Annotated in this window: 21 protein-coding genes; 5 read left to right on the top strand and 16 right to left on the bottom strand. The window is 47.3% G+C overall.

The genetic code is table 11. The features are described from left to right. The first annotated feature begins 17 nt into the window (after positions 1 to 17). Positions 18 to 1,679, top strand: coding sequence for a formate--tetrahydrofolate ligase (locus FC26_RS09790; RefSeq protein ID WP_057780101.1), 1,662 nt, complete (start codon positions 18 to 20; stop codon positions 1,677 to 1,679). 69 nt (positions 1,680 to 1,748) lie between these two features. Here the strand turns inward: FC26_RS09790 and FC26_RS09785 are convergent, their stop codons facing one another. From FC26_RS09785 to FC26_RS09765, 5 genes are all read right to left on the bottom strand, one after another. Then, entirely contained in the window at positions 1,749 to 2,237 is a 489-nt protein-coding gene (locus tag FC26_RS09785; RefSeq protein WP_157061171.1) for a hypothetical protein, read from the bottom strand. Between the two features lie 196 nt (positions 2,238 to 2,433). Beyond that, positions 2,434 to 4,557, bottom strand: a complete 2,124-nt coding sequence (locus tag FC26_RS09780) for an AAA family ATPase (RefSeq protein ID WP_057780097.1) — start codon at positions 4,555 to 4,557, stop codon at positions 2,434 to 2,436. A gap of 100 nt (positions 4,558 to 4,657) precedes the next feature. After that, positions 4,658 to 4,879 (bottom strand): DNA-binding protein, encoded by a 222-nt coding sequence (locus tag FC26_RS09775; protein WP_057780095.1) that lies wholly within the window; start codon positions 4,877 to 4,879, stop codon positions 4,658 to 4,660. 218 nt (positions 4,880 to 5,097) lie between these two features. After that, positions 5,098 to 6,618, bottom strand: coding sequence for an ABC transporter permease/substrate-binding protein (locus FC26_RS09770; protein ID WP_057780093.1), 1,521 nt, complete (start codon positions 6,616 to 6,618; stop codon positions 5,098 to 5,100). After that, positions 6,619 to 7,554, bottom strand: a complete 936-nt coding sequence (locus FC26_RS09765; protein ID WP_057780091.1) for an ABC transporter ATP-binding protein — start codon at positions 7,552 to 7,554, stop codon at positions 6,619 to 6,621. It abuts the gene before it with no gap. A 219-nt stretch (positions 7,555 to 7,773) separates the two neighbouring features. Here FC26_RS09765 and FC26_RS09760 point away from each other — a divergent pair, with 219 nt between their 5' ends. Beyond that, a complete protein-coding gene (locus FC26_RS09760; RefSeq protein WP_057780089.1) occupies positions 7,774 to 8,121 on the top strand; it encodes a carboxymuconolactone decarboxylase family protein in 348 nt (115 codons plus the stop codon). A gap of 62 nt (positions 8,122 to 8,183) precedes the next feature. On the opposite strand, the gene FC26_RS09755 is transcribed toward FC26_RS09760, so the two are convergent. The 3 genes from FC26_RS09755 to FC26_RS09745 form a co-directional block, all read right to left on the bottom strand. Beyond that, positions 8,184 to 10,760: an ABC transporter permease gene (locus tag FC26_RS09755; RefSeq protein WP_057780330.1), complete on the bottom strand. Its 2,577-nt coding sequence runs from the start codon at positions 10,758 to 10,760 to the stop codon at positions 8,184 to 8,186. Between the two features lie 8 nt (positions 10,761 to 10,768). Beyond that, the gene (locus tag FC26_RS09750; RefSeq protein ID WP_057780087.1) at positions 10,769 to 11,470 is read right to left on the bottom strand and encodes an ABC transporter ATP-binding protein; all 702 of its coding nucleotides are present in this window, start codon (positions 11,468 to 11,470) and stop codon (positions 10,769 to 10,771) included. Positions 11,471 to 11,583: 113 nt separating this feature from the next. Further along, positions 11,584 to 12,210, bottom strand: a complete 627-nt coding sequence (locus tag FC26_RS09745; protein ID WP_235809503.1) for an endonuclease III domain-containing protein — start codon at positions 12,208 to 12,210, stop codon at positions 11,584 to 11,586. Positions 12,211 to 12,448: 238 nt separating this feature from the next. On the opposite strand from FC26_RS09745, the gene FC26_RS09740 reads away from it, so the two are divergent. Both FC26_RS09740 and FC26_RS09735 read left to right on the top strand, forming a co-directional pair. Beyond that, entirely contained in the window at positions 12,449 to 13,924 is a 1,476-nt protein-coding gene (locus FC26_RS09740) for a UbiD family decarboxylase (protein WP_057780085.1), read from the top strand. Between the two features lie 85 nt (positions 13,925 to 14,009). Continuing rightward, entirely contained in the window at positions 14,010 to 14,594 is a 585-nt protein-coding gene (locus tag FC26_RS09735) for a UbiX family flavin prenyltransferase (protein ID WP_057780083.1), read from the top strand. A 110-nt stretch (positions 14,595 to 14,704) separates the two neighbouring features. Here the strand turns inward: FC26_RS09735 and FC26_RS09730 are convergent, their stop codons facing one another. From FC26_RS09730 to FC26_RS09720, 3 genes are read right to left on the bottom strand one after another with little or no spacing between them, the layout of a single operon-like run. Then, complete coding sequence (locus FC26_RS09730; RefSeq protein ID WP_057780081.1) at positions 14,705 to 15,346, bottom strand: NAD(P)H-binding protein; 642 nt, start codon at positions 15,344 to 15,346, stop codon at positions 14,705 to 14,707. A gap of 11 nt (positions 15,347 to 15,357) precedes the next feature. After that, the gene (locus tag FC26_RS09725) at positions 15,358 to 15,750 is read right to left on the bottom strand and encodes a DUF2255 family protein (protein WP_057780079.1); all 393 of its coding nucleotides are present in this window, start codon (positions 15,748 to 15,750) and stop codon (positions 15,358 to 15,360) included. Next, positions 15,750 to 16,682, bottom strand: a complete 933-nt coding sequence (locus FC26_RS09720; RefSeq protein ID WP_057780077.1) for an alpha/beta hydrolase — start codon at positions 16,680 to 16,682, stop codon at positions 15,750 to 15,752. The genes FC26_RS09725 and FC26_RS09720 overlap by 1 nt, the downstream gene beginning before the upstream one ends. A 132-nt stretch (positions 16,683 to 16,814) precedes the next feature. On the opposite strand from FC26_RS09720, the gene FC26_RS09715 reads away from it, so the two are divergent. Continuing rightward, positions 16,815 to 17,687 (top strand): LysR family transcriptional regulator, encoded by an 873-nt coding sequence (locus FC26_RS09715; protein WP_057780075.1) that lies wholly within the window; start codon positions 16,815 to 16,817, stop codon positions 17,685 to 17,687. 121 nt (positions 17,688 to 17,808) lie between these two features. On the opposite strand, the gene FC26_RS09710 is transcribed toward FC26_RS09715, so the two are convergent. The 5 genes from FC26_RS09710 to FC26_RS09690 form a co-directional block, all read right to left on the bottom strand. Beyond that, on the bottom strand, positions 17,809 to 18,849 hold the full coding sequence (locus tag FC26_RS09710; RefSeq protein WP_057780073.1) for a zinc-binding dehydrogenase: 1,041 nt from the start codon (positions 18,847 to 18,849) through the stop codon (positions 17,809 to 17,811). Positions 18,850 to 18,878: 29 nt separating this feature from the next. Further along, positions 18,879 to 19,754, bottom strand: a complete 876-nt coding sequence (locus FC26_RS09705) for an aldo/keto reductase (protein WP_057780072.1) — start codon at positions 19,752 to 19,754, stop codon at positions 18,879 to 18,881. Positions 19,755 to 19,771: 17 nt separating this feature from the next. Beyond that, entirely contained in the window at positions 19,772 to 20,344 is a 573-nt protein-coding gene (locus tag FC26_RS09700) for a sugar O-acetyltransferase (RefSeq protein WP_235809502.1), read from the bottom strand. Positions 20,345 to 20,549: 205 nt separating this feature from the next. Continuing rightward, positions 20,550 to 21,212, bottom strand: a complete 663-nt coding sequence (locus tag FC26_RS09695) for an EAL domain-containing protein (protein ID WP_057780070.1) — start codon at positions 21,210 to 21,212, stop codon at positions 20,550 to 20,552. A gap of 226 nt (positions 21,213 to 21,438) precedes the next feature. After that, positions 21,439 to 22,125, bottom strand: a complete 687-nt coding sequence (locus tag FC26_RS09690) for a DUF554 domain-containing protein (RefSeq protein WP_057780068.1) — start codon at positions 22,123 to 22,125, stop codon at positions 21,439 to 21,441. Positions 22,126 to 22,144 lie beyond the last annotated feature (19 nt).

Genomic DNA, 22,144 nt, shown 5'->3' with positions numbered 1-22,144 from the left:
AGGAGCGCATTCAAAACATGACAGATCTTGAAATTGCTCAACAAGCCACCATGCTGCCCATCAAAGAAATCGCAGCTAAAATTGGTTTGACTGAAGATGATATTGAACCCTACGGTAATTACAAAGCTAAAATTAGTATGAAATTCGAACAAGCCTCACCAGATCCTGCTCACAAGCTCGTTCTTGTGACTTCGATCAACCCTACGCCCCCTGGTGAAGGTAAATCGACCGTCCTCGTTGGTCTAGGTGACGCTCTGTCGCTTCTCGAGAAGAAGACCATCATTGCCATTCGTGAACCTTCAATGGGTCCCGTCATGGGGATGAAGGGTGGTGCCACTGGCGGCGGCTACAGCCAAGTCATGCCGATGGAAGACATCAACCTCCACTTTACCGGCGATTTACACGCCCTCACCAGCGCCAATAACACCTTGGCCGCATTGATCGACAACTACATCCAGCGCGATAACAAACAAGACCTCGATCCACGACGGATCATCTGGAAACGAGTCCTCGACATCAATGATCGGGTATTGCGCCACACCATTACTGGTCTAGGGGGCCTTTCACAAGGGATTCCTCGCGAAACCGGATTTGACATCACTGCCGCTTCCGAATTAATGGCCATCCTCTGCCTATCAACCAGTATTGCCGATTTGAAGCACCGCATTGGTAAGATTGTTGTCGGTTACAACCACGACAAACAACCCGTTACCGTTGCTCAACTCGGATTTGAAGATTCCATTACCATTCTCTTAAAGGATGCCATCAAACCGAACTTGGCTCAGACACTGGCCCACACCCCCGCAATTATTCACGGCGGTCCATTTGCCAACATTGCTCACGGCTGTAACAGTGTCGCCGCTACTAAGACCGGTTTAAATCTAGCCGATTACACCGTCACCGAATCCGGATTTGGTTCTGACTTGGGTGCCGAAAAGTTCCTTGATATTAAGGCCCCTGTTTTAGGTAAAACTCCAGATGCCGCTGTTATCGTAGCCACTGTTCGGGCGTTGAAGTACAACGGCGGTCAAAAGCTTCCTGACCTTCAAACCGAAAATCTGGACGCCTTAAAAGCTGGATTACCGAACCTCCTTCACCATATCGAGAATATTCAACAGTATGGTGTGCCGTTAGTCGTTGCCATTAACCACTTTGTCAGTGACACTCAAGCAGAACTTGATCTGATCAAAGATACCTGCGCCGCGCATGGCGTTACTGCCATTCTCACTGACAGTTGGGCAAAGGGTGGCGAAGGAACACTCGATCTGGCCAAAGAAGTCATCAAAAAGGCCGATCAAGCAAGTACCTTCACCCCACTTTATGATGACAACCAACCCATTGAAGACAAACTAGATGCCGTTGTGACTAAGGTCTACGGCGGCCGCAAAGCCGTCCTCAGCAAGAAAGCCCAGCGACAAATCAAGCAGTTTACTGAAAATGGCTGGGGAAACCTGCCAATCTGTATCGCCAAGACCCAGTATTCATTGTCTGACGATCCTAAACTCTTGGGTGCCCCAAGTGATTTTGACATCAACGTTCGCGAACTCGTCCCTAAGATCGGGGCCGGCTTCATCGTTGCCTTAACAGGAAATATTTTAACCATGCCCGGTTTACCAAAGGAACCAGCCGCCGTTAAGATGCATATTGACGACGATGGCACGATTGAAGGATTGTTCTAACTCACAAAATAGCATCAGATCAATTATTACTGTGATCTGATGCTATTTTTGTATTCAATTAGGGGCTAACTACCGTGGACGCTTCAGAAACCCAATTGCATCCAATGTATATGTTCCTTCCACAATGCCCACCGACACATGATGATTAACATTCGTTAATCCTTTTAACATAACGTTTTCAGTTTTATCTGGCACGGTTTGCGGTAATAAACTACCATTGATTAGCTGCCCATCTACTGTAATCGATAGTCTACTCTCAAAGCGTTGTTTACCAAACAAGTAAAATCCAGATCCTCTAAAGTCAAATTCAAATCTTGTATACTTACCACTTGATCCATATGACAGAGTTCTATTCCAAATCGTATTTTCAAGGCCACATACATGATTCCAATCACCATGATATTTAATTTGATCATCTAGATCATCAATTCTTTGATACTGAACTACTTTATCATTCTTTTTAACCAAGACATCCAGAATTTCTGTTTTATAATACCCCGTCCCTAGTTTAATTCTGCCACTATAATGGGCGTTAAGTAAATCAACATACTCAAACACTGAATGGTCATCTATCTTGGCTTGTAAATGATTACCTTTGGCTCCCAAAGCAATCACGTGTGTTTTAAATATATGGTAGATTGTAAAAAATGGTCGACAAAAAGCGGGCACCTCATCCCATAAGTGAGATTAGCGTACCCGCTCTTGACTGTTGCTTTGTGTTTCACGTGAAACACAAGCTTCGTTTTAACAAATCTTATTTTGCACTAATTTCGATCGTGTCATCAACCACATCCGCCTTTAAAGCCTTCACATCCATGTGATCCAGATAGAAATCTGTGACCTTATCACGAATCTGTTGTTCGATCACTCGCCGGAGTGGCCGAGCCCCCATGGCTTCATCATAGCCTTGATCGATGAGCCAGCTCTTAGCCTTATCAGTCACTTCAAGCGTAATATCTTTTTTAGATAACGTTTGGTTAACTTCTTCAATCATGAGGTCCACGATTTGAGCTAAATCGTCCTTGGTCAAATGGCTGAATTCAACAATCCCGTTGAACCGGTTTAGGAACTCTGGTCGGAAATAAGCTTCCAACTTCTTCATCAGTGGTTGCTGATCATCGTCAGCGGTATCGCTACTGAATCCAGCGTTAGAGGTTGCAATCACGACCGTATTCTTAAAGTTGACGACGTTCCCCTGACCGTCAGTTAAGCGGCCATCATCCATGAGCTGTAACAAGAGTGTCAATACCTGTGGATGGGCCTTTTCGATTTCGTCGAGTAACACAATCGAATATGGGTTCCGCCGTACTTTTTCGGTCAACGTATTGCTGTTGTCTTCGTAGCCCACGTACCCCGCACTCGTTCCAATCAATTTCGAAACAGCTGTCAAATCAGAGTATTCAGACATGTCGAGCCGGATAATATTGTCCTTACTCCCAAACATATCTAGCGCCAGTTGCTTTGCCAATTCCGTCTTTCCAACCCCGGTTGGACCCACAAACAAGAAGCTCCCGATGGGCCGGTTTCCTTCATCGAATCCCGCGCGGTTCCGCCGGATTGCACGAGCAACCATTTCGACGGCCTCATCTTGGCCAATGACCTTACCCCGAAGCCGCTGACCAATGCCTTTCAAGCGTTCAATATCCGAAGCGCCCATTTGGGAGACCGGAATTCCAGTCAGTCGTTCTGTCGATTCGGCGACATCGCTAACCGTGGCGACTACCTTTTCGGCAGGTTGATCGTCCGTCCCCGCCTTCAATTGCTGTTCAAGTTTCTCAACCAGCTGTTTCGACTTCTGGGCCTGTTCATAATCTTCTTTCTGAACTGCGTCCTGTTGCGTCTGCTTGGCAGCCTTCAATTGTTGTTCGAGTGACACCTTGTCCGTCACTGGATGTTGTGCTGATAGATGGGCGGCCGTCATATCCACAAGATCGATGGCCTTATCTGGCAAAGACCGTTGTGGAATGTACTGAACCGCGTAATCGACAGCCGCCTTCAATACATCATCAGGTAGCGTTACGTGATGGTGCTTTTCGTACAGGCTCCGAACCCCTTTTAAAATTTCAAGCGTGTCTTCAGCGCTAGGGGCGTTTACCGTCACTTCATTAAACCGCCGTGCTAAAGCGGCGTTTTTCAAAATGGTGTTCCGGTATTCGTCTTGGGTTGTTGCCCCAATAACCGTGATTTCACCACGACTTAAAGCTGGCTTAATCATATCTGCTAGCCCTTTCGAACCGGATTCGTCACCCGTCGAACCAGCACCCAAAATCTGATGAATTTCATCAAAAAACAAGATTACGTTTCCGCGTGCTTGAACTTCTTTTACTAAGTCCTGAATATTTTGTTCGAAACTCCCGCGATACTGTGTCCCGGCCTCTAGGTTCGACAAATCGATACTGATTAGCTCATGGTCCTTAATTGCGGCCGGTACATTGCCTTTCACAATTGCCTGTGCTAATCCTTCGACAACCGCCGTTTTACCAACGCCGGCATCTCCGACGAGAACCGGATTGTTTTTAATCCGCCGACTTAAAATTTCAGCGGTTTCTTGGATTTCCTTATTCCGACCGATCACCGGATCGAGCTTGCCGTCTTTGGCTTCCTGAGTCAAATTACGTCCCAGTTTTTCCAGAATTCCACCTTGTTTCTTACCGGCTACCGCAGCCGGTGCGCCACCTGCTTGTTGCGCCTGTTGCGCCCGCTGGGTAGCGGCTTGCTTTCTTAATTGATCAAATTGTTCTGGGGTTACTTCTTCGCCGTTGACAAGGAAGCGGTTTTCCGAGTTAACCCCGTTCATTCCCCGCATCATTTCGTTAAAAATATCGTCGAAATCGTGCCCGCCAAAAAATGGGTCGTTACCAAAAAATGAGTTTGCCATATTTAAATTCCTCCTTAGGATTGCTTTTTTAAGCTTAATTGTCTTGTGTTATGAAAAACGGCTACCAGATATTGATCACCAGCACCGTTTTTTGAGTCGCCTATTTTAAATAGTGGGTTTCCAATTCGCGGAGTACTTCCCACATGTTCTGGTGCATTGCGGTTGCGAGTGCATCGAGATCTCGCAAGTTCAGTGAGGTGGCGTCGGATTGCGTCTTGTTAAATGACTTATGAATCGTTGAATAACCATACCCAGCTGACTTGGCGACCCGATAGATCGTGAGGTGATTGTCGTCCAAATAAGCCTTAACATCAATTTCCATTTTCCTTTCCTCCTTGATGAATAATATACCACGTTTGTACCATATAGTCAATAAAGGTCAAACATTTTATTTCGCCAATGAAATAAGCTATAAATACTGTTATATAAACGATTATAAGTAATTTTATTTCAAATTTGTTTATTAAAGGTCAAAAAAAGTTTGACCTTTATTTTCTAAAAAAGCACCTTGATCCAAAAAAAGATCAAGGTGCCTTCACCCTATTTAAGTAAGTGTTGCTGTTGCAAAAATTCACGTGCCACGGTTGCTGCCTTTCGGTGCTTGACCGTCACTTGATAATTCATTTCCTGCATTTGCTTCGTCGTCACCTTACCATTGAGCTGGTTGAGACTTTTAACCACCCGTGGATGTTGCTTAGCAAATGACGCCTTCATCAAAGGCGCGCCTTGGTAGGCTGGGAAAAATGATTTGTCATCCTTCAACGTCACTAGATGATACTGCCGAATCTGCGGATCAGTCGTATACGCATCGGTCACGTCGACCTTACGATCCGCCACCGCTTGATACCGCAGCGAAGGTTCCATCGTCTGGACGGATTTGAAGACTAACCCGTAGGCCGTTTTCAGTCCCGGATAGCCATCTTTTTGCTGCGAAAAGTCAGTGTCAAAGGCGCTCGTCAGCGTTGTCGAAACCTGACTTAAATCCGAAATCGTCTTTAGATGGTACTTCTCCGCATCCTGCTTACGAAGCGCCAGCGAGTAGTTATTTTGATACTTCATCGGCTTCAAATAGTCCAACCCGTACTGCTTTTTCAGGAGTGCCTTTGCCTGTTGATACGACTTAGCCGGATCATGACTGACATGTTTGGGCTGCTTAACCAACGTTTGCAGTACCGTACCGGTAAACTCCGGATAAATATCAATTTTACCGCTCTGCAATCCCTTGAATAGGAAGGTTGTGCCACCAAAATTGGGTTTTAAGACGACATGGACATTCGGATTATCCTGCTCGATCAAATCTTTATACATGTGAATCAAAATATCGGGTTCGCCACCCAACTTACCAGCAATCGTTATTGTTTCCTTGGGCTGGGTTGCTTGGTGGTAAATGCCTCCACTAACCCCTAAAACCGCTAAAATTCCTAGTCCGTACAGGAGTTTTTTCACCGAAACGCGTGATAAAACTTTGATCAACCAGCTAGCAACCAGCGCTAAAATAGCGGATAGCACCGCCCCAGCGATCAATGCCTGATCATTGTTAGTCTGAATTCCCGTAATAATATAGGTCCCCAGACCACCGCCACCAATTAAAGCGGCGAGCGTCGCCGTCCCGATGATTAGGACGACCGCAATCCGAATTCCCGATAGGATCATCGGCATCGCAAGTGGCAGCTGAACACGAAACAGCTTAAACCGCCGTGACATCCCAAACGCATCTGCCGCTTCGATCAACAGCGGGTCGATATTAGTCAGCCCTGCATAGGTATTTTGAAAAATCGGCATGATGGCGTACAGGACTAACGCAATAATCGAAGGAACCGTCCCAATCCCCACCAACGGAATTAGTAATCCTAAGACCGCCAGACTTGGAATCGTCTGTACCACGCCAGTTACCTGAAGGACAACTTCGCCCCACCGGCGATGATTAACCAAGGCCACCGCCAACGGAATCGCGATCACAATTGCAATTAGCGCCGCTACCAGTGAAATAAAAATATGCTGGCCCAGTGACGCCAGCAAGTCATTGCCGTTCTTGACGAGGTAATTACCAAATGCTGTCATTTAGCTCACCTGCCCAATCTGTGACATGTAGGAAAGCAGGTCCTGTGGTTCCAAGACGAGGTCGTCAACCGTCACGAGTTGGCGGGGGTGTTGATTCAAGAGATCGGCCCAAGTGAAAATCGTGTCCGTGCCAGCCAGCTTCACCGGCTGATCGGCTGGTTCCGGTAACCGACCAAATCCAGTTTTCAAAACCTGACTTAAGAAAAGATTGCGCGTCGTGCCATCGTCGAAAAAGTCAGCCACAAACTCACTAGCCGGATTAGCAATTATTTCTTGTGGTCGGCCGACCTGCAATAAATCGCCATTATGAATCACGGCTAACCGATCGGCCAGCTTAATGGCCTCCTGCATATCATGGGTCACAAATACGATCGTGCAGGCCAGCTCCTGATGAAGCTTTAACACAAGTTGCTGCAAGCGGCGGCGTGACAAGGGATCTAACGCACTAAATGGCTCGTCCATCAAAATTAGCTTGGGCTGTGAGGCTAATGCCCGAACGATGCCCACCCGCTGGGCTTCTCCACCCGATAGTTCGCTTGGCATCCGCTCCATGTAGGTTTGCGGATCTAAATCAACCCGCGTGAGTAGTTCATTAATGCGATCATGTTTTTGACGAACATCCCAATCTAGCTGATCAAGTTGAATCGCCGCATTTTGTTCCACGGTCATATTCGGAAATAGTGCCCCTGCTTGAAGCACGTAGCCAATTTGGTGACGCAGCTGGCGGATATCCGCGGCGCCCACGTCTTGACCATCAATTTTGACCGTTCCGGTGGTTGGTTCAATTAGTTTATTAATCATTTTAAGGAGTGTGGTCTTCCCGCTCCCGGACGGGCCAACCAACACAAACAGCTCACCATCATTGATCGTCAGGTTCAGATCGTTTAGCGCGGGCTGTTGTTCATACGTTTTGCTTACATTCTCAAATTCAATCAATGCATTTCTCCCTCCGGTTATGCTTTTGACTATAATCATTTCGCCAGTCAAGTACAAGTGGAACGCCCGTGGTGGCCGTCAATTTGGCTTAATTCATTTCTAAAAAGACAGTTACCACTGTCAAAGATCCGCGATATTGCCCTATCATTTTAGTTGTTTTAGTCATTTGAAAGCGTTATCATCAAGCCGTAATCAACTTAGAAATGGAGTGGAGTACACATGTCAGAATATAGCGATAAGTTTCAACAAATTAATAGTAACTACCAGAAATTAACGGCCGCTTCTGGTGATACCGGTAAAGACTTCTTAACGATGCACGCTGCCGCCTTGAAAGACGGCGCCCTATCTCATAAGCAAAAAGAACTCATGTGTCTATGTGTTGCCATTTCGATCCGGTGTGAGGGGTGCATTTTAGACCATCTTCACCATGCGATTGCCGCGGGTGCTACTAAGGAAGAGGTTGTCGAAACCATCAACACCGCCATCCTGATGAGCGGTGGGCCCGCCTACGTTTATGGTGGTACCGCAATCGACGCAATGGAAGATATTTTCGCCAATCAATCCTAATTGAATTCGTTTCATCTAAATAATCCCACTCACTTTATCAAAGGTGAGCGGGATTATTTTTATTATTCATTTGATTTCAACGCTGATACCATGTCAACGCGCTTTAATCTGCGATGCGTGACTCCCATCACGATGACCGTGAAGGCCACCATCAATAGGGTGGCCACCACATAGCCCGGCCAATAAATCGTCAGTGGAAAAATAACTTGATCCGTGGCGGCCTGGTGCAAAATATAGGCTGTCAGAAGATTGCCGACACCGTAACCCAGCACGATGCCAATCAGCGTCAGCATAATATTTTCCCGTACGATATACATTGTCACCTCTCGATCATAGAATCCAAGGACCTTAATCGTTGATAATTCGCGAATCCGTTCGGAAACGTTGATATTCGTAAGGTTATACAATACCACAAAGGACAACACCCCAGACAGCAGGATAAAAATGAGGACGACCGTATCTAGACTCCCCGACATTGTCGTAATCGTCTGACGCTGATCACTCGTGTAACTCGTTCCCTGAGTATCTCCGTCCTTCAACAGGCGGTGTGCGAGCTGATCACGTTGATGCTGGGTTTGATGCTTGAGGCTCACCAGCAACGTATTGTTAGCGGCCGTTTGACCGAACAAATGACGATAAGCCGCTGGACTAGCGTATAAATAGTCCCCCACATAATTTTGCGTGATCGCCGTTACCTTGGCGGTGCCGTGGTCATGATCCGTCGTCGTCACCTTCACCGAATCCCCGACCTGAACGTTCAACTTCTGTGCCATCTTTTCTGACAAGACGACTCCGTGTTGCTTAAGCTGAATTGCATGCTGGTTTTCAGTACTTCGGAGCCTGATAAACTGCTTAATCTGCTTAGTTGAACTCGGCACAAAAATGTTCACATCGTCAACCTTATGGCCGTGAGAACGCACATCCCCCACGTTGGCACTAATCTGCGTGTGTCGCCGGTACTGTGCATTGTTCTGCAAAATTTTGACGGCCTGATGATCCTGATCGTCATGTGCTAATCGTACCAGGGCCTGATACTTCACAACCTCCCCGTACTGTTTGGTGCCACTCGCACCGATCGAATTTTGAATGCCGTACCCGGTCAAAATAAGCCCAGTGCCACCGGCAATCCCAATAATGGTCATCAGCATGCGTGATTTATATCGAAACATGTTCCGGTAACTGACCTTTTGATTGAAGTTCAATCGGCGCCAAAGTGGCGTTATTTTTTCCAGCAGCACTCGTTTAGCCGATTTCGGTGACCGCGGCCGCATCAGTTCTGCCGGCTTTTCTTCCAGTTCTCGGCGTACCACCAGTAATGCCGCTCCCACCGTGGTGAGCATGGCCACCAAGAGCGAAATCCCGAAGAGCCCCCACTGCAAGTGAACAACCGCAGTAAGGGGAATGTAGGACCGATATAGTGATAACACAAGCCGGGGTAACGATAGATTGCCCACAAACGCACCAATCACGGTCCCAATCATCCCCGCCAAAAACGCGTAATTTAAGTAGTTCCGGGCAATCGCCGTCTTGGAATATCCCAATGCCTTGAACGTCCCAATCTGAGCCCGCGCCTCCTCGACCATACGCGTGATGGTCGTAAAGGTAATGAGGGCTGCCACCAAGAAGAAGAACACCGGAAAGACGTTCGCAATCGCCGCAATGCGATCCGAACTTTCCCCGTACGCCGCAAAGCCGGGGAGGTCGTCACGGGTTTGCCATGTGTAAGTCGTCTTCACAGCCCGCTGTGCTTTTTGCAAAGCCGCATTTAGCTGCGCCTGTTGGGGTTGCAGTTGCTGTTTTGCTTGCGCTGTCGATAACCCCGACGCGACTAGCTGTTGCCGGGCCTGATCGAGTTGTTGCTGCTGGGTCGCTAACTGGGGGGCCGCCTGCTTAAGCAAGGCCGTACTGCGCGTCTTAGCGCGGGCTTTAAAGACCGTCTTCAGCTGTGCTACCCGCCGATCAACTGCTCGATCATACTGGTCACTAAACGTATCTGTGTGTTGTAGTTTTTGGAAGGAGACGTTGAGCAAAGTGGCCGTGGCTAAATTCATCTGACTGGCCGGAATATAGGCAAAGAACTTAACCGTGCCATCCCCGACATTGGCCGACCCCCGCACACTACTATCAATGTAACTCGGTGAATCCGCAAAGCCGACAATCGTGTATGTGCGATGACGCAGCTTCGCCGACCGGTCGAAAGTAAAGTGCTGGCCAAGGTGGTACCCGTACTTTTCCTGAGCGCGGTAGTCGAGCACGATTTGGTGCCGGTTCTTAGGTAAATGTCCGGTTCGCAGTGCCAACTGATTTTGCTGATTTGCTGCGTTGTAGCCATACAAGGCCACCGCATAGCTGTCCGCACCACCGGTAACATACTTAAATTTGACCGCTTCCGCTTGTGCGCCCGCCACCTTCTCAGCCGTTTTCACATCCTGCTTGGTGAAGCCGGTCGATGACATCAGTTGCACATCTGACAAGTGCAGATCTTTGACCGTTTTATTCAGCGAATCGTTCAGCGCCGGACCGGTTGCCTTGACTCCGACAAAGGTGATAACACCTAACATAATGATCAGAACAATCGCAATAAACCGTCCGAGGGAGCCTCGAATATTACGCCACATATACTTCGTTAAGGGTTTCATCAGCTCACCTACCATTCAATCTCGGCGACTGGCAGGGGATGTGCATTATCTTCCACAGCACGGACTTGTGCATCGTTGATCCGAATAACCCGGTCCGCCATTTTTGCCAAGGCTGAATTATGAGTAATCACCAAAACGGTCTTGTGCGCCTTCCGGCTAGCATCTTGCAGCAGGGTCAGTACCTGCTTACCGGTCTGGTAATCCAGTGCGCCGGTCGGTTCATCGCATAGTAACAGCTTGGGATTTTTCGCCAGCGCCCGGGCAATGGCTACCCGCTGTTGCTCGCCACCGGATAGCTGCGACGGAAAATTATCGAGCCGGTCGCCTAACCCGACATCTTTGAGCACCTGCGTGGCATCTAACGCATCGGGCACAATTGAGGATGCCAATTCAACGTTTTCCCGCGTCGTTAAATTAGGAATTAGGTTATAAAATTGAAATACGAACCCGATGTCCGTCCGTCGGAACTGCGTCAGTTGCTTATCATTAAACTGGGCAATATCAACCCCATCAATGATGACTTGGCCCTCGCTGGGCGAATCCATGCCTCCCAAAATATTAAGAACGGTCGATTTTCCCGCACCACTGGGGCCTAAAATGACCGTCAGTGCTCCCTGATCGACATCAAACGACAGCCGGTTATTCGCCACAATCGTGGTTTCTCCCATTTGATACCGCTTTGATTCATTTTTAACCTCGATATAGGCCATTTAGTTCCCTCCATTAACTATCCATGAGCTTTAATAAGTTTTATTATGATAGCTGATTTAAGAAAGCGCAACCATTATCGTGTGATTGGCGTTTATCGGTTAGCATCGCACCCTTATTTTATCCATGATTCATCCAACGCCTCGTCTCGGCGGTAGGCCTTGCCATGCTCGTCAATCACCGCATGCCATTCCCGACACGTTGCAAAACTTTGCTGGGCAGCAAGCGCGTCAAATTCCTGTTGCATTTGATGATACGTCCGATAGGGACCAAACCCCAGCCGATTAAACAGGCGCCGAGCGTACGTATCCGCAATAAACACCGGCCGTTCAAAAATATACAGCAGCATGTCATCGGCCGTTTCTGCGCCCACCCCCTTGATTGCCAATAACTCCCGGCGCAAATCAGGCGTTGGAATTGACTTGAAAGCCGCGAGATTGGCGCCGTGCGCCACGTACCACGCAATCAAAGTTTTGATATAGTTACTCTTTTGACGGTAAAATCCGGCCGGTCGAATTAATCGTTGGAGTTCATCCATATCAAGTTCACTGAGGCCCGTCACTGTCAGGTATGGGGCTAAGTTAGCCACCGCCTTCTCAGCGTTAATGCCCGTTGTCTGCTGGACTAAAATCATCGAAACCCAATCTTCAAGGCGGTTTTCATGTTCCCACCAGTGCTGGGGACCATAGTGCGTCATCAGTTGGTTTAAAATTGCTAATTTGTGTTCATCCTGTTGGTTCACGCGTTCTCACCCATTCTCTACTGAGGTTAATATGCATTCAACATACTCTGAAATCCGGCTGAATGCCAACCAGAAACGTTTTCCCGTTGCCCTTGTGAGCGGTAATTCCATTTTGTTATGCTTAACCTAGATTGATTGCGTTCATTCCAAAGTGGAATAGAACCGTGACAACCTTGAATTGTTTTTCTTCCCCAAGCCATCGATAATAGAGATAACAAATGAATTGGAGGTAGTTAGCATGACTGAACAACCATATGATTTACGTAAAGTACTGGACGAGATTAAAGACCTGCCCGGCCAATACCACGCAACAGATAAAGAAATTGATCCCGATGCTGATTTAGCTGGGGTATACCGGTATATTGGCTCTGGTGGTACCGTAATGCGACCCACCCAAGAAGGCCCCACAATGATGTTTAATAACGTAAAGGGCTTTCCGGGTTCTCGGGTATTAATCGGTCTCCAAGCAAGCCGGAAACGGGTCGGCACGATTTTACATCACGATTGGCGCACCCTCGGGCAAATGCTGAATGACGCCGTCACCCATCCCGTCGCACCAGTTAAAGTAGATCACAAAGATGCTCCCGCACAAGAGGTTGTTCACTACGCCAGCGAACCTGATTTTGATATTCGCAAAATTCTAGCTGCCCCAACGAATACCCCCGTAGATGCTGGCCCCTACATCACCATGGGCGTCGTTTACGGCGCATCTCCTGATAAAAAACAAAGTGACGTCACGATTCACCGGATGGTCCTTGAAGATAAAGACACGATCGGCATGTACATCATGCCCGGTGGTCGTCACATTGGTGCCTTTCTCAAAGAATACGAAGCGCTGGATAAACCAATGCCCATCACCATCAACATCGGTCTTGATCCAGCAATCACTATTGGTGCAACCTTCGAGCCACCGACGACACCACTGGGCTACAATGAATTACAAGTCGCGGGTGCGCTTCGTAACGAACCCGTCCAAGTCGTTGACGGGATGGCCGTTGATCAACTTGGTATCGCCCGTTCTGAATGGATTGTGGAAGCTGAAATCATGCCCAACACTTCCATGCAAGAAGACATCAACACTAACACCGGCCACGCGATGCCCGAATTCCCTGGTTATAACGGTACTGCCAACCCAGCCGTTCACATCGTTAAAATTAAGGCTGTCACTCATCGTCAAGACAATCCGATCGTCCAAACAACGATTGGGCCATCTGAAGAACACGTTTCAATGGCCGGCATTCCAACCGAAGCTTCCATTCTGAACCTGGTTGATCGCGCAATCCCAGGGAAAGTTAAAAACGTCTATAACGCCCCTGCGGGTGGTGGTAAATTGATGACCATCATGCAGATTCACAAGGACGATGCTAACGACGAAGGAATTCAACGCCAAGCTGCCTTACTGGCCTTCTCATCGTTTAAAGAATTAAAAACCGTCATCCTCGTCGATGAAGATGTTGATATTTTTGATTGGAACGACGTGATGTGGACGATTAATACCCGGTTCCAAGCCGATAAAGACATCATGGTCTTGGAAGGCTTGCGTAACCATCCCCTTGATCCGTCCGAATTACCAGAATACGATCCAGCTCGGATCCGTGTTCGGGGGATGAGTTCCAAACTCGTCTTGGACGGTACCTTCCCATATGATATGAAGAAGTCCTTCACACGGGCGCAATTCAAGGAAATGCCAAACTGGCAAGATTACCTGAAATAATAGCACCTTTTCACGGCTAATCCGTCGTGACCTGCCGGGACCGCCCGGCAGCCATAATGAACTCCGTTAGAAAGGACCCACACTCATGAAAAAAATTGTTGTTGCCATCACCGGTGCATCCGGCACCATTTACGGTTTACGCCTACTGAAGGCGTTAAAGGCCAATCCCGCCGTTCAAACCCACCTCATCATGACTAAGTGGGCTTGGGAAAACCTCGCGATCGAGCATACCGGCTACACGAAACAGGGGGTCCTCGACCTCGCCGACGAAGTCTACAACGAACGCAACATGGGCGCGGCCGTGGCCAGTGGTTCTTTCTTACATGATGGAATGGTCATTGTGCCCGCCAGCATGAAAACCATCGCTTCCATTGCAACCGGCATGGGCGATACGTTGGTGGGACGGGCAGCCGATGTGACACTTAAGGAACGGCGACCACTGCTGATTGTCCCCCGCGAATCACCCTTTAACCAAATTCATCTGGAAAACATGCTCAAGCTATCAAAAATGGGAGTTGAAATCATTCCCCCCATCCCCGCATTCTATAACAATCCGCAAACCATTGACGATATCATCAATCACAACACCATGAAACTGTTGGATCATTTGCATATCGAAAACCAGCTTTCACAACGCTGGCAAGGAATCAATCAAGCTCATCAATCATAAAGAGTACCTAAAAAGACGTTGATACAAGGTCAAACTTGCATCAGCGCCTTTTTGTGTTTCACGTGAAACCAAAATAAATAGCAACGCATATCTTGATTTGTACTTACTGCCTACAGCCAGCTTGGCTTATCTCCGGGGGTATTTGGCTTACTAAGGCCAATGCTTTCTCGCACGTACCGGCTTGGATCTTGAATCACTTGAAAAACAAAATCGGCAACACTTGCCCGTGATACCTCCGTACCAACAAATGGTTCATTTAACTTGATCAGCTCATAATCGATTTCGTCCGCATCGGTGAGCCAGGAAGGCCGCACTTCAGTGTAATCCACTGCTGATTGTGCTACTAACGCTGCCGACCGACGGAAACCTGGTAAAAATGCGCTGATAGCTTGTTCATTCCACTGACCAAACTCACCGACAACCTCGTGATGAGCACCCAACGCACTAATATAGATGAGCCGGGTTAGCCCCACTTGCTTCATTGCGGCCAAGATGTGTGCTGTCTGGTCACCAAGATCAGGACCGCCAGCATTAGAATACACAATATCAATTTCTTGCATGGCGGCGACCAAGTCATCCGTGCTGAGCGTATTGCCTTCGATCAGCGTGACCCGTGAATTGTCTGTGTAGTCATTTAACCTTTTGGCATTGCGTAAAAATAGGACTAGCTCATCATCCGTTTCTGCTAGCAACCGTTTGGTGACCAGTTGCGCCATCGCGCCATGAGCAGCAATAATCAATACTTTTGTCATCATGTTCTCCTTTACTTGGGTAAAATTCTAACCGTGGCCCTCCGTGGACCATCTTGAATCATCGGCGGCATGTAGGGACTGCCGGCATACTTAGTTTGGTAAGCCTGGTCAATCTTAGCATCCAGTGTGACATCCCCACTCGCATCTTCAAACGTCACCTCATGATTACGTTGTGCCAAATAGATGCGTCCACCATGTTGCATCATCGCCGATTGATACCAGCGTGATCGTTGCCCATTCCAGGCCCGGACATAGAGTTGGCTGTCTACCACCACCGACCAAATCCATGTCGGTGTGCCGTACGTCTTACCATCACTGTAAAATGGCGAGATTTTCATGTCATCGGCCGTGGTAAATGCTTCAATCTCCGCTGCCGACCAATTAGCATTCGTACTAGCAGTCATTACTTCACCTTCAATCCTTTCTTAAAGAACGCGTCCAATTTCTCAAACGGAATTTTAGTCGTATCATCGTACAAATCAATGTGGTTCGCATTCTCAATCTTCACTAATTGTTTCGGTTCGTTTGCGGCTGCATATGCCTGTTCAGAAAAGCCCTTTGAAAATGCCTGATCACCCGCGATCAACATGATTGGACGGGGCGAAATTTCATCGATCTTACTCAACAAACTGAAATTCATGAATGAAGCATTCGACGATTGCGTGAACATCGTGATTGAATTTGGGTGCCAACCGCGGCTGGTAAAGTAGAAATCACCAAATTCGCGGAAGACAGGATCATCGGTTTCGTCAGCTAATCCGGCACCACGGGCCCCCAGCAAAGGTTGGTCACTTTCAAAATCCACGTATCGTTGTTCGCCGATCGCCTTCAACTGAGCTTGCCGTTCTTCTTTAGTCCCCATCTGCGCTGCCGCAGAAATGTCGACCATGCTGGCCGTGGCAACGGCTTTAATCCGCATATCCATCTGCGCCGCACTCAAGGCAAAACTGCCGCTACCGCAAATACCGATGGCGCCGATCTGTTCACGGTTGATGTATGATCGAGTACCTAAATAATCAACACTGGCTAAGAAATCTTCCACGAAGATATCGGGTGAAGAGGCATGCCGTGGGGTTCCACCACTAAAGCCGTTAAACGATGGATCAAATGCTAGTGCAATGAATCCTCGCTTTGCCATCTCTTGGGCATAGATGCCGGGACCTTGTTCCTTTACACCACTGTAGGGTGGGCCAACGACTAAGGCTGGATATTGCTGTGACTCATCAAACGACTTTGGCTTATACACGTCGGCCGCTAATTCAATGCCGAAACGATTCTGGTAACGTACCGTTTCGCGGGTCACTGCCGTACTCAATTCAAAAATATAATTATCCATCAATAAACCCTCCGTTTACTAAATTGTTAGTTTGCTTATTTCGATGTTTTAATCATAGGACTTGATTTTAGTAATGTCTAATACTTATAATAAATCCAAATATATACAAATTAGCTATAGGAGATGAATTTAATGGAACTACGCGTTTTACGCTACTTTTTGGCCGTAGTCGACGAAAAAAACATCAGCCGGGCCGCCCAACAATTACATGTTTCGCAACCGACCATCTCGCGACAAATTAAAGACTTAGAAGAAGAACTCGGGATCATCTTGTTTGAGCGTGGTAGTCGTTCGATTCAACTGACCAATAGTGGCGAATATTTTGCGGCGCAGGCCCGCCAGATTTTGTCATTAACGGACAAAACACTCGAAAACATTCATGAAAATCAAGACATTAGTGGCTCTGTCTGGATCGGCAGTGCCGAAGCCAAAAACTTTCTGACGATTGCCCAAGCAATCCGAGAGCTACAAGATACCTATCCACATATTCAAATCAACGTGACCAGTACTAACGCTGACGATGTGCGCGCCCGCCTTAAATCTGGCGTATTTGATTTTGGCGTGATTATGGAACCGGCAGAGAAAAGTGACTTCGACTTTATTCACTTGCCTGGTGAAAGTCGCTGGGGCCTGCTTGTACCGAATACTTCGCCGCTTGCACAGCGGGATCACCTGAAACTCGACGATCTGCTTGGTGAGAAGCTCATTATTTCGCAGCAAAAGGGCATGACTGACGTCCTCAACGACTGGTTTGGCGAAAGCAACCGCGATATTCATGTCGTGGCGACCTTCAACCTGCTCTACAACGCCTCCTTGATGGTTTCTGCGGGTGTCGGTTACGCGCTGTGCATTGATGGCATCATCAATACGAATCAATCCGAGCTCACCTTCATCCCCTTAGCACCCACGTTGACCACCGGTTCGAGTATTGTCTGGCTCAAAGGGCATCGCTTGTCGACTGCCGCAAAGACATTGCTGAATCAGATATCCGCCGAACTCAATTAACCGCCTTGCGACTTTCGTTTGAATAATCAGTCTGGATAGGCAAATAAGAGGTTAGACAAAAATCAAATTTTGTCTAACCTCTTATTTTGCTTTTTTACATGCTATAAAAGTATGGCTATTTTTATTGAATCACAATCAGAGACTTGATCGCCTCACGGTTAGCCATTGCTTGGTACGCGGCGTTGATATCATCCAGTGCAAACGACTTAGTGAAGACCTTCCCTGGATGGATTTCTCCATCCAAAACGGCCTTCAACAACGATTGCTTATCGTACGTCGTGACTGAAGCAGGACCACCAGCAATGATCGTGTTGCTGTAGAACGAACGGGTCATGTCCATCTTGGGTTCATGTGGTAAGCCCACACGACCAACGATTGCGCCCGGACGGCCAACACTCATGGCTGTTTCATTTGATTGTTCGGTCCCCACACATTCGAGCACCGCATCAGCGCCCGCGTTGTTCGTGAGTGCCATCACTTTTGCTACGGCTTCGTCGCCACGTTCTGCGACGATATCGGTGGCGCCAAATTCGCGCGCCAACTGTTGCCGATCCTCATGACGACTCATGGCGATAATCCGCTTTGCGCCACGCATCTGAGCGGCAATCACACCACATAGACCGACCGCACCATCACCGACGACCACGACAGTATCACCCGTTTTCACGTTGGCCACTCGGGCAGCGTGGTAGCCAGTCGCCATCACGTCAGCCAAACTGAGTAATGAATTGAGCATTTCTTCGCTGTAATCGGCTGGTTGCCCAGGAATCTTGATCAATGCCCAGTTGGCATGTTGAAAGCGAACATATTCAGCTTGAATGCCGTTACTAAAGTTGTCGGTGTGGTTTTGGCAAACGCCGTCAAAGCCTGCCCGACAAGCAGCACAGTGACCACAACCGTGGGTAAATGGCGCAATGACAAAATCACCTGGCACAACGCTCGTGATTGCGGAACCAACCGATTCCACAATACCAATTGCTTCATGACCGGTGTTCTCCGAATTAGGGGCTTTATCTTCTAGCCCCCGGTAAGCCCATAAGTCAGAGCCACAAACACAGGTCCGTACGACATGGATAATCACATCGTCATCGGCCTGAATGGTCGGCTTTTCAATGTCTTTAATAGTGACTTCACCTGGTTTTACAAATAACGTACTTTTCATTTTGATTCGCTCCTTACCTGTTATGACAATTACAAACTAGTGAGTACCGGATTATTTAAATAATCGTAAACTCGCTTAACTTCGCTAGGTTTAGTGGTATCAAGCATTGACGGCTGACCTTCGTCTAAACTTTGAATCTGTTCCATCTCGGCATCGGTTAATTCAAAATCAAACACATCACGGTTTTCAATCATCCGATTTTCATGAACCGACTTTGGAATCACGACAACTCCCTGTTGTAGATTCCAGCGCAGGATGACCTGTGCGACAGACTTATCATACTTCGCCGCAATCGATTTTAATAGTGGTTCGTCGAACATCCCGTTTAAGCCTTCCGCAAATGGTGCCCACGCTTCCGGTTGCACCCCCAAATCACGCATTACTGCTAACTCCGAAAGGCGCTGATAATGCGGGTGATGCTCAATTTGATTGACCATTGGCGTGACGTCAAAATTGTAACTCAGGTCCATCAGACGGGCTGCGTCAAAATTGCTAACGCCAATGGCCCGAATCTTGCCAGCTTGGTACAGGTCAATCATCGCCCGCCAGGTACCATAATAGTCACCAAATGGCATATGAATCAGATACAAATCTAGATAGTCTAAACCGAGTTTATTCAGTGATTCATAGAATGCCCGAATCGTTTGCTCATAGCCCATTTGCTGAATATACGCCTTAGTAGTCACGAACAAATCTTTGCGGGCGATATCGGATTTAGCAATAGCACGCCCAACAGCTTCCTCATTTTTGTAAGAACTCGCTGTATCAATCAAGCGATAACCGGTTTTGATAGCTGCTGTAACCGCCGATTCGGCCTGTGATAAATCATCAACCTGAAACACACCAAACCCAACTGATGGCATTTTCACACCGTTGGCTAAGGTGACGAATTCATTTTCGTTCATCTAAAATTCCTCCCTCGTTAAACATTGGTCATGCGTAATTTTTTGGCCGGATTGCCAACGACAACCGTGTTATCAGGCACATCCTTCGTGACGACCGAACCAGCGCCCACGATTGCGTTTTCACCAATCGTTACGCCGGGGAGCACGGTCACATTGGCCCCGAGCCAGGCATGCCGTTTGATATGCACCGACTTGGTGATCAAATTGCGGCGCTGACTGGGATTCTCCACGTGGTTCACTGAAATCAGCGTCACCCGTGGCCCAATCAACACATCATCCTCGATGGTCACACCGCCCAGATCCACGAACAGGCAATCTTTGTTAATGAATACCCGCTCGCCGACCCGCGTATGTCGGCCAAAGTCCGTATTAAACGGTGCGTTAATGGTAGTTGTCGCTGGCAGATTATAGCCAAAAATTTTACTAAGTAACTCTCGTCTTCCATCTGCATTATGGTAAGTATTATTAAATAGAGTTGTTAATTCAGCGTTTTGCTCAACTATTGTGTCAATTTGACTGTAATTAGTGTGATCAAATTCAATGATTCCACCATCTCTCGCTTGTTTCAGAATATCTTTTGTGACTCCCAACAAATCCACCTACCAATCACTTCGTTAACAAATTTAAGAATGCACAATACGTGCCGTTCTCAACAGATAAAGCATAGCTTACAGCACGCCAACATGTCTAATGCCTATGTTGAATTACCATCCATACGCAATCTAAATACTTACGTGCCAAAAAAAGACCGACAAATCAACATTTGTCAGTCTAAATTTGTTTCACGTGAAACATCTAATCTTGCACCAAAAACTCTGGTCGGCCAGTATAGTATCCCTGAATCACATCGCACGGATAATCACGCTTGACCGTCTCTAAGTCTTCTTCGGTTTCCAAGCCTTCCAACGCCAACATCTTATGTTCACGGTGCGCTAGGTTGTACCAAAAATCAAGCTCATCGGCAATCTCCGCAATATGTTCAAAGGGCCGGAAATTTTGAAAAGCAAACTTATATTCATCAATATACGCATTCATTTTCAGTACCATATTGGGAGTGTTTTGACCGGTACCGACGTCATCAATGCAGACCAGCAATCCCTGATCATGAAACCGTTGGGCTGCCGCGATAATTTCTGCTTCACTGACACCCGGTGCTAACCGTTCCGTCAATTCCGTGAAAATTCGAATTGACGTTTGTTGCTGAACCCTAGCGACCATAGCCATAAATTCGGGTTGAATAAACTGATTTTGTTCCAGGTTAAAGGACAGCATTTCAATGTTAGCGGGCATTTTTTTAATCACCTGACACAATAAGCGTTCCAGAGTTGTACTTGTAATCGTGTTGAAATTTTGGGGAAGCTGCCACTGCCCAGCAGTCCACTCACGAATAAATAGCTCATAACCCATCGGTTGCTGGGCATTAATCTTAAATTTTGGTTGTCCATAAAAGCTATACATATCGATGTCTCCCCATTTAGAATAGAAAACGACCCGGACATGTCTTTCTCATGTGCGGGTCGTATGTTCAAATTGCGAACTTGAGCGGATTGCTATTGCAATATCAGAATTTTCTATTTAACTACTTCCGACTTATTGTGTTTATTGTAAATCATCGCGATAGATCAAATCAATGCCTTGAACTAATAAAGTTTTAAATTATTTTGTTCAACCAACTAACCACTGATTAGCCGATCACTAAATGAATGATGGGTAAGAGAATCGCCGGCATCACTAGCGCTGGCAAGAGGTTCACAGTATTAATTTGTTTGATCTCTAAAATATTAAGTCCCGAGGCTAAAATTAAAATGCCACCCACGACCGATAATTCAGTGATCAGATCATTGCTAATCGCACCCTGCATTAGGAGCGACAGGGCATAGATGCTTCCCTGCCATGAAAATAAAATCACACTCGCTATCATAATACCAATCCCAAATGTCGAAGCCAGCACCATGGAAGTAATGCCATCGAGCATTCCGTTGGTAAAGAGGTACGTGTTGTTATGGCGCAACGCTGCTTCGATCGGTCCGACGATTGACAAAGTTCCAATGCAAAACAGTAAAACGGCCGTCGACAAGCCCTGCGCTAAATTATTTTTCCCTGAAAACCGACTCAGCAGTCGATTAAAGCGGGCTTCCAGATTAAGCGCCTGACCAATCAGCCCTCCTAATGCCAAGCTCACAATGAAGAGCACCGGATACTTGCTATCCGCCATATGGGTAATGGTGGTATTGATTCCCAGTAACACCACCGCCAGCCCGAGGGCCTGCATTAAAATTCGGTGATAGGACTCCTTCAGCCCCCGTTTAAACAGACTGCCAATCAAGCTCCCCACAATAATCATTGCGGTATTAAAAATTGTTCCAATCATATATGCCGTTCCCCCATTC

Source organism: Paucilactobacillus vaccinostercus DSM 20634, assembly GCF_001436295.1.
Taxonomy (GTDB): domain Bacteria; phylum Bacillota; class Bacilli; order Lactobacillales; family Lactobacillaceae; genus Paucilactobacillus; species Paucilactobacillus vaccinostercus.
Note: the sequence above shows the minus strand (reverse complement) of the source record. Positions and strands in the feature narration are given on the sequence as shown.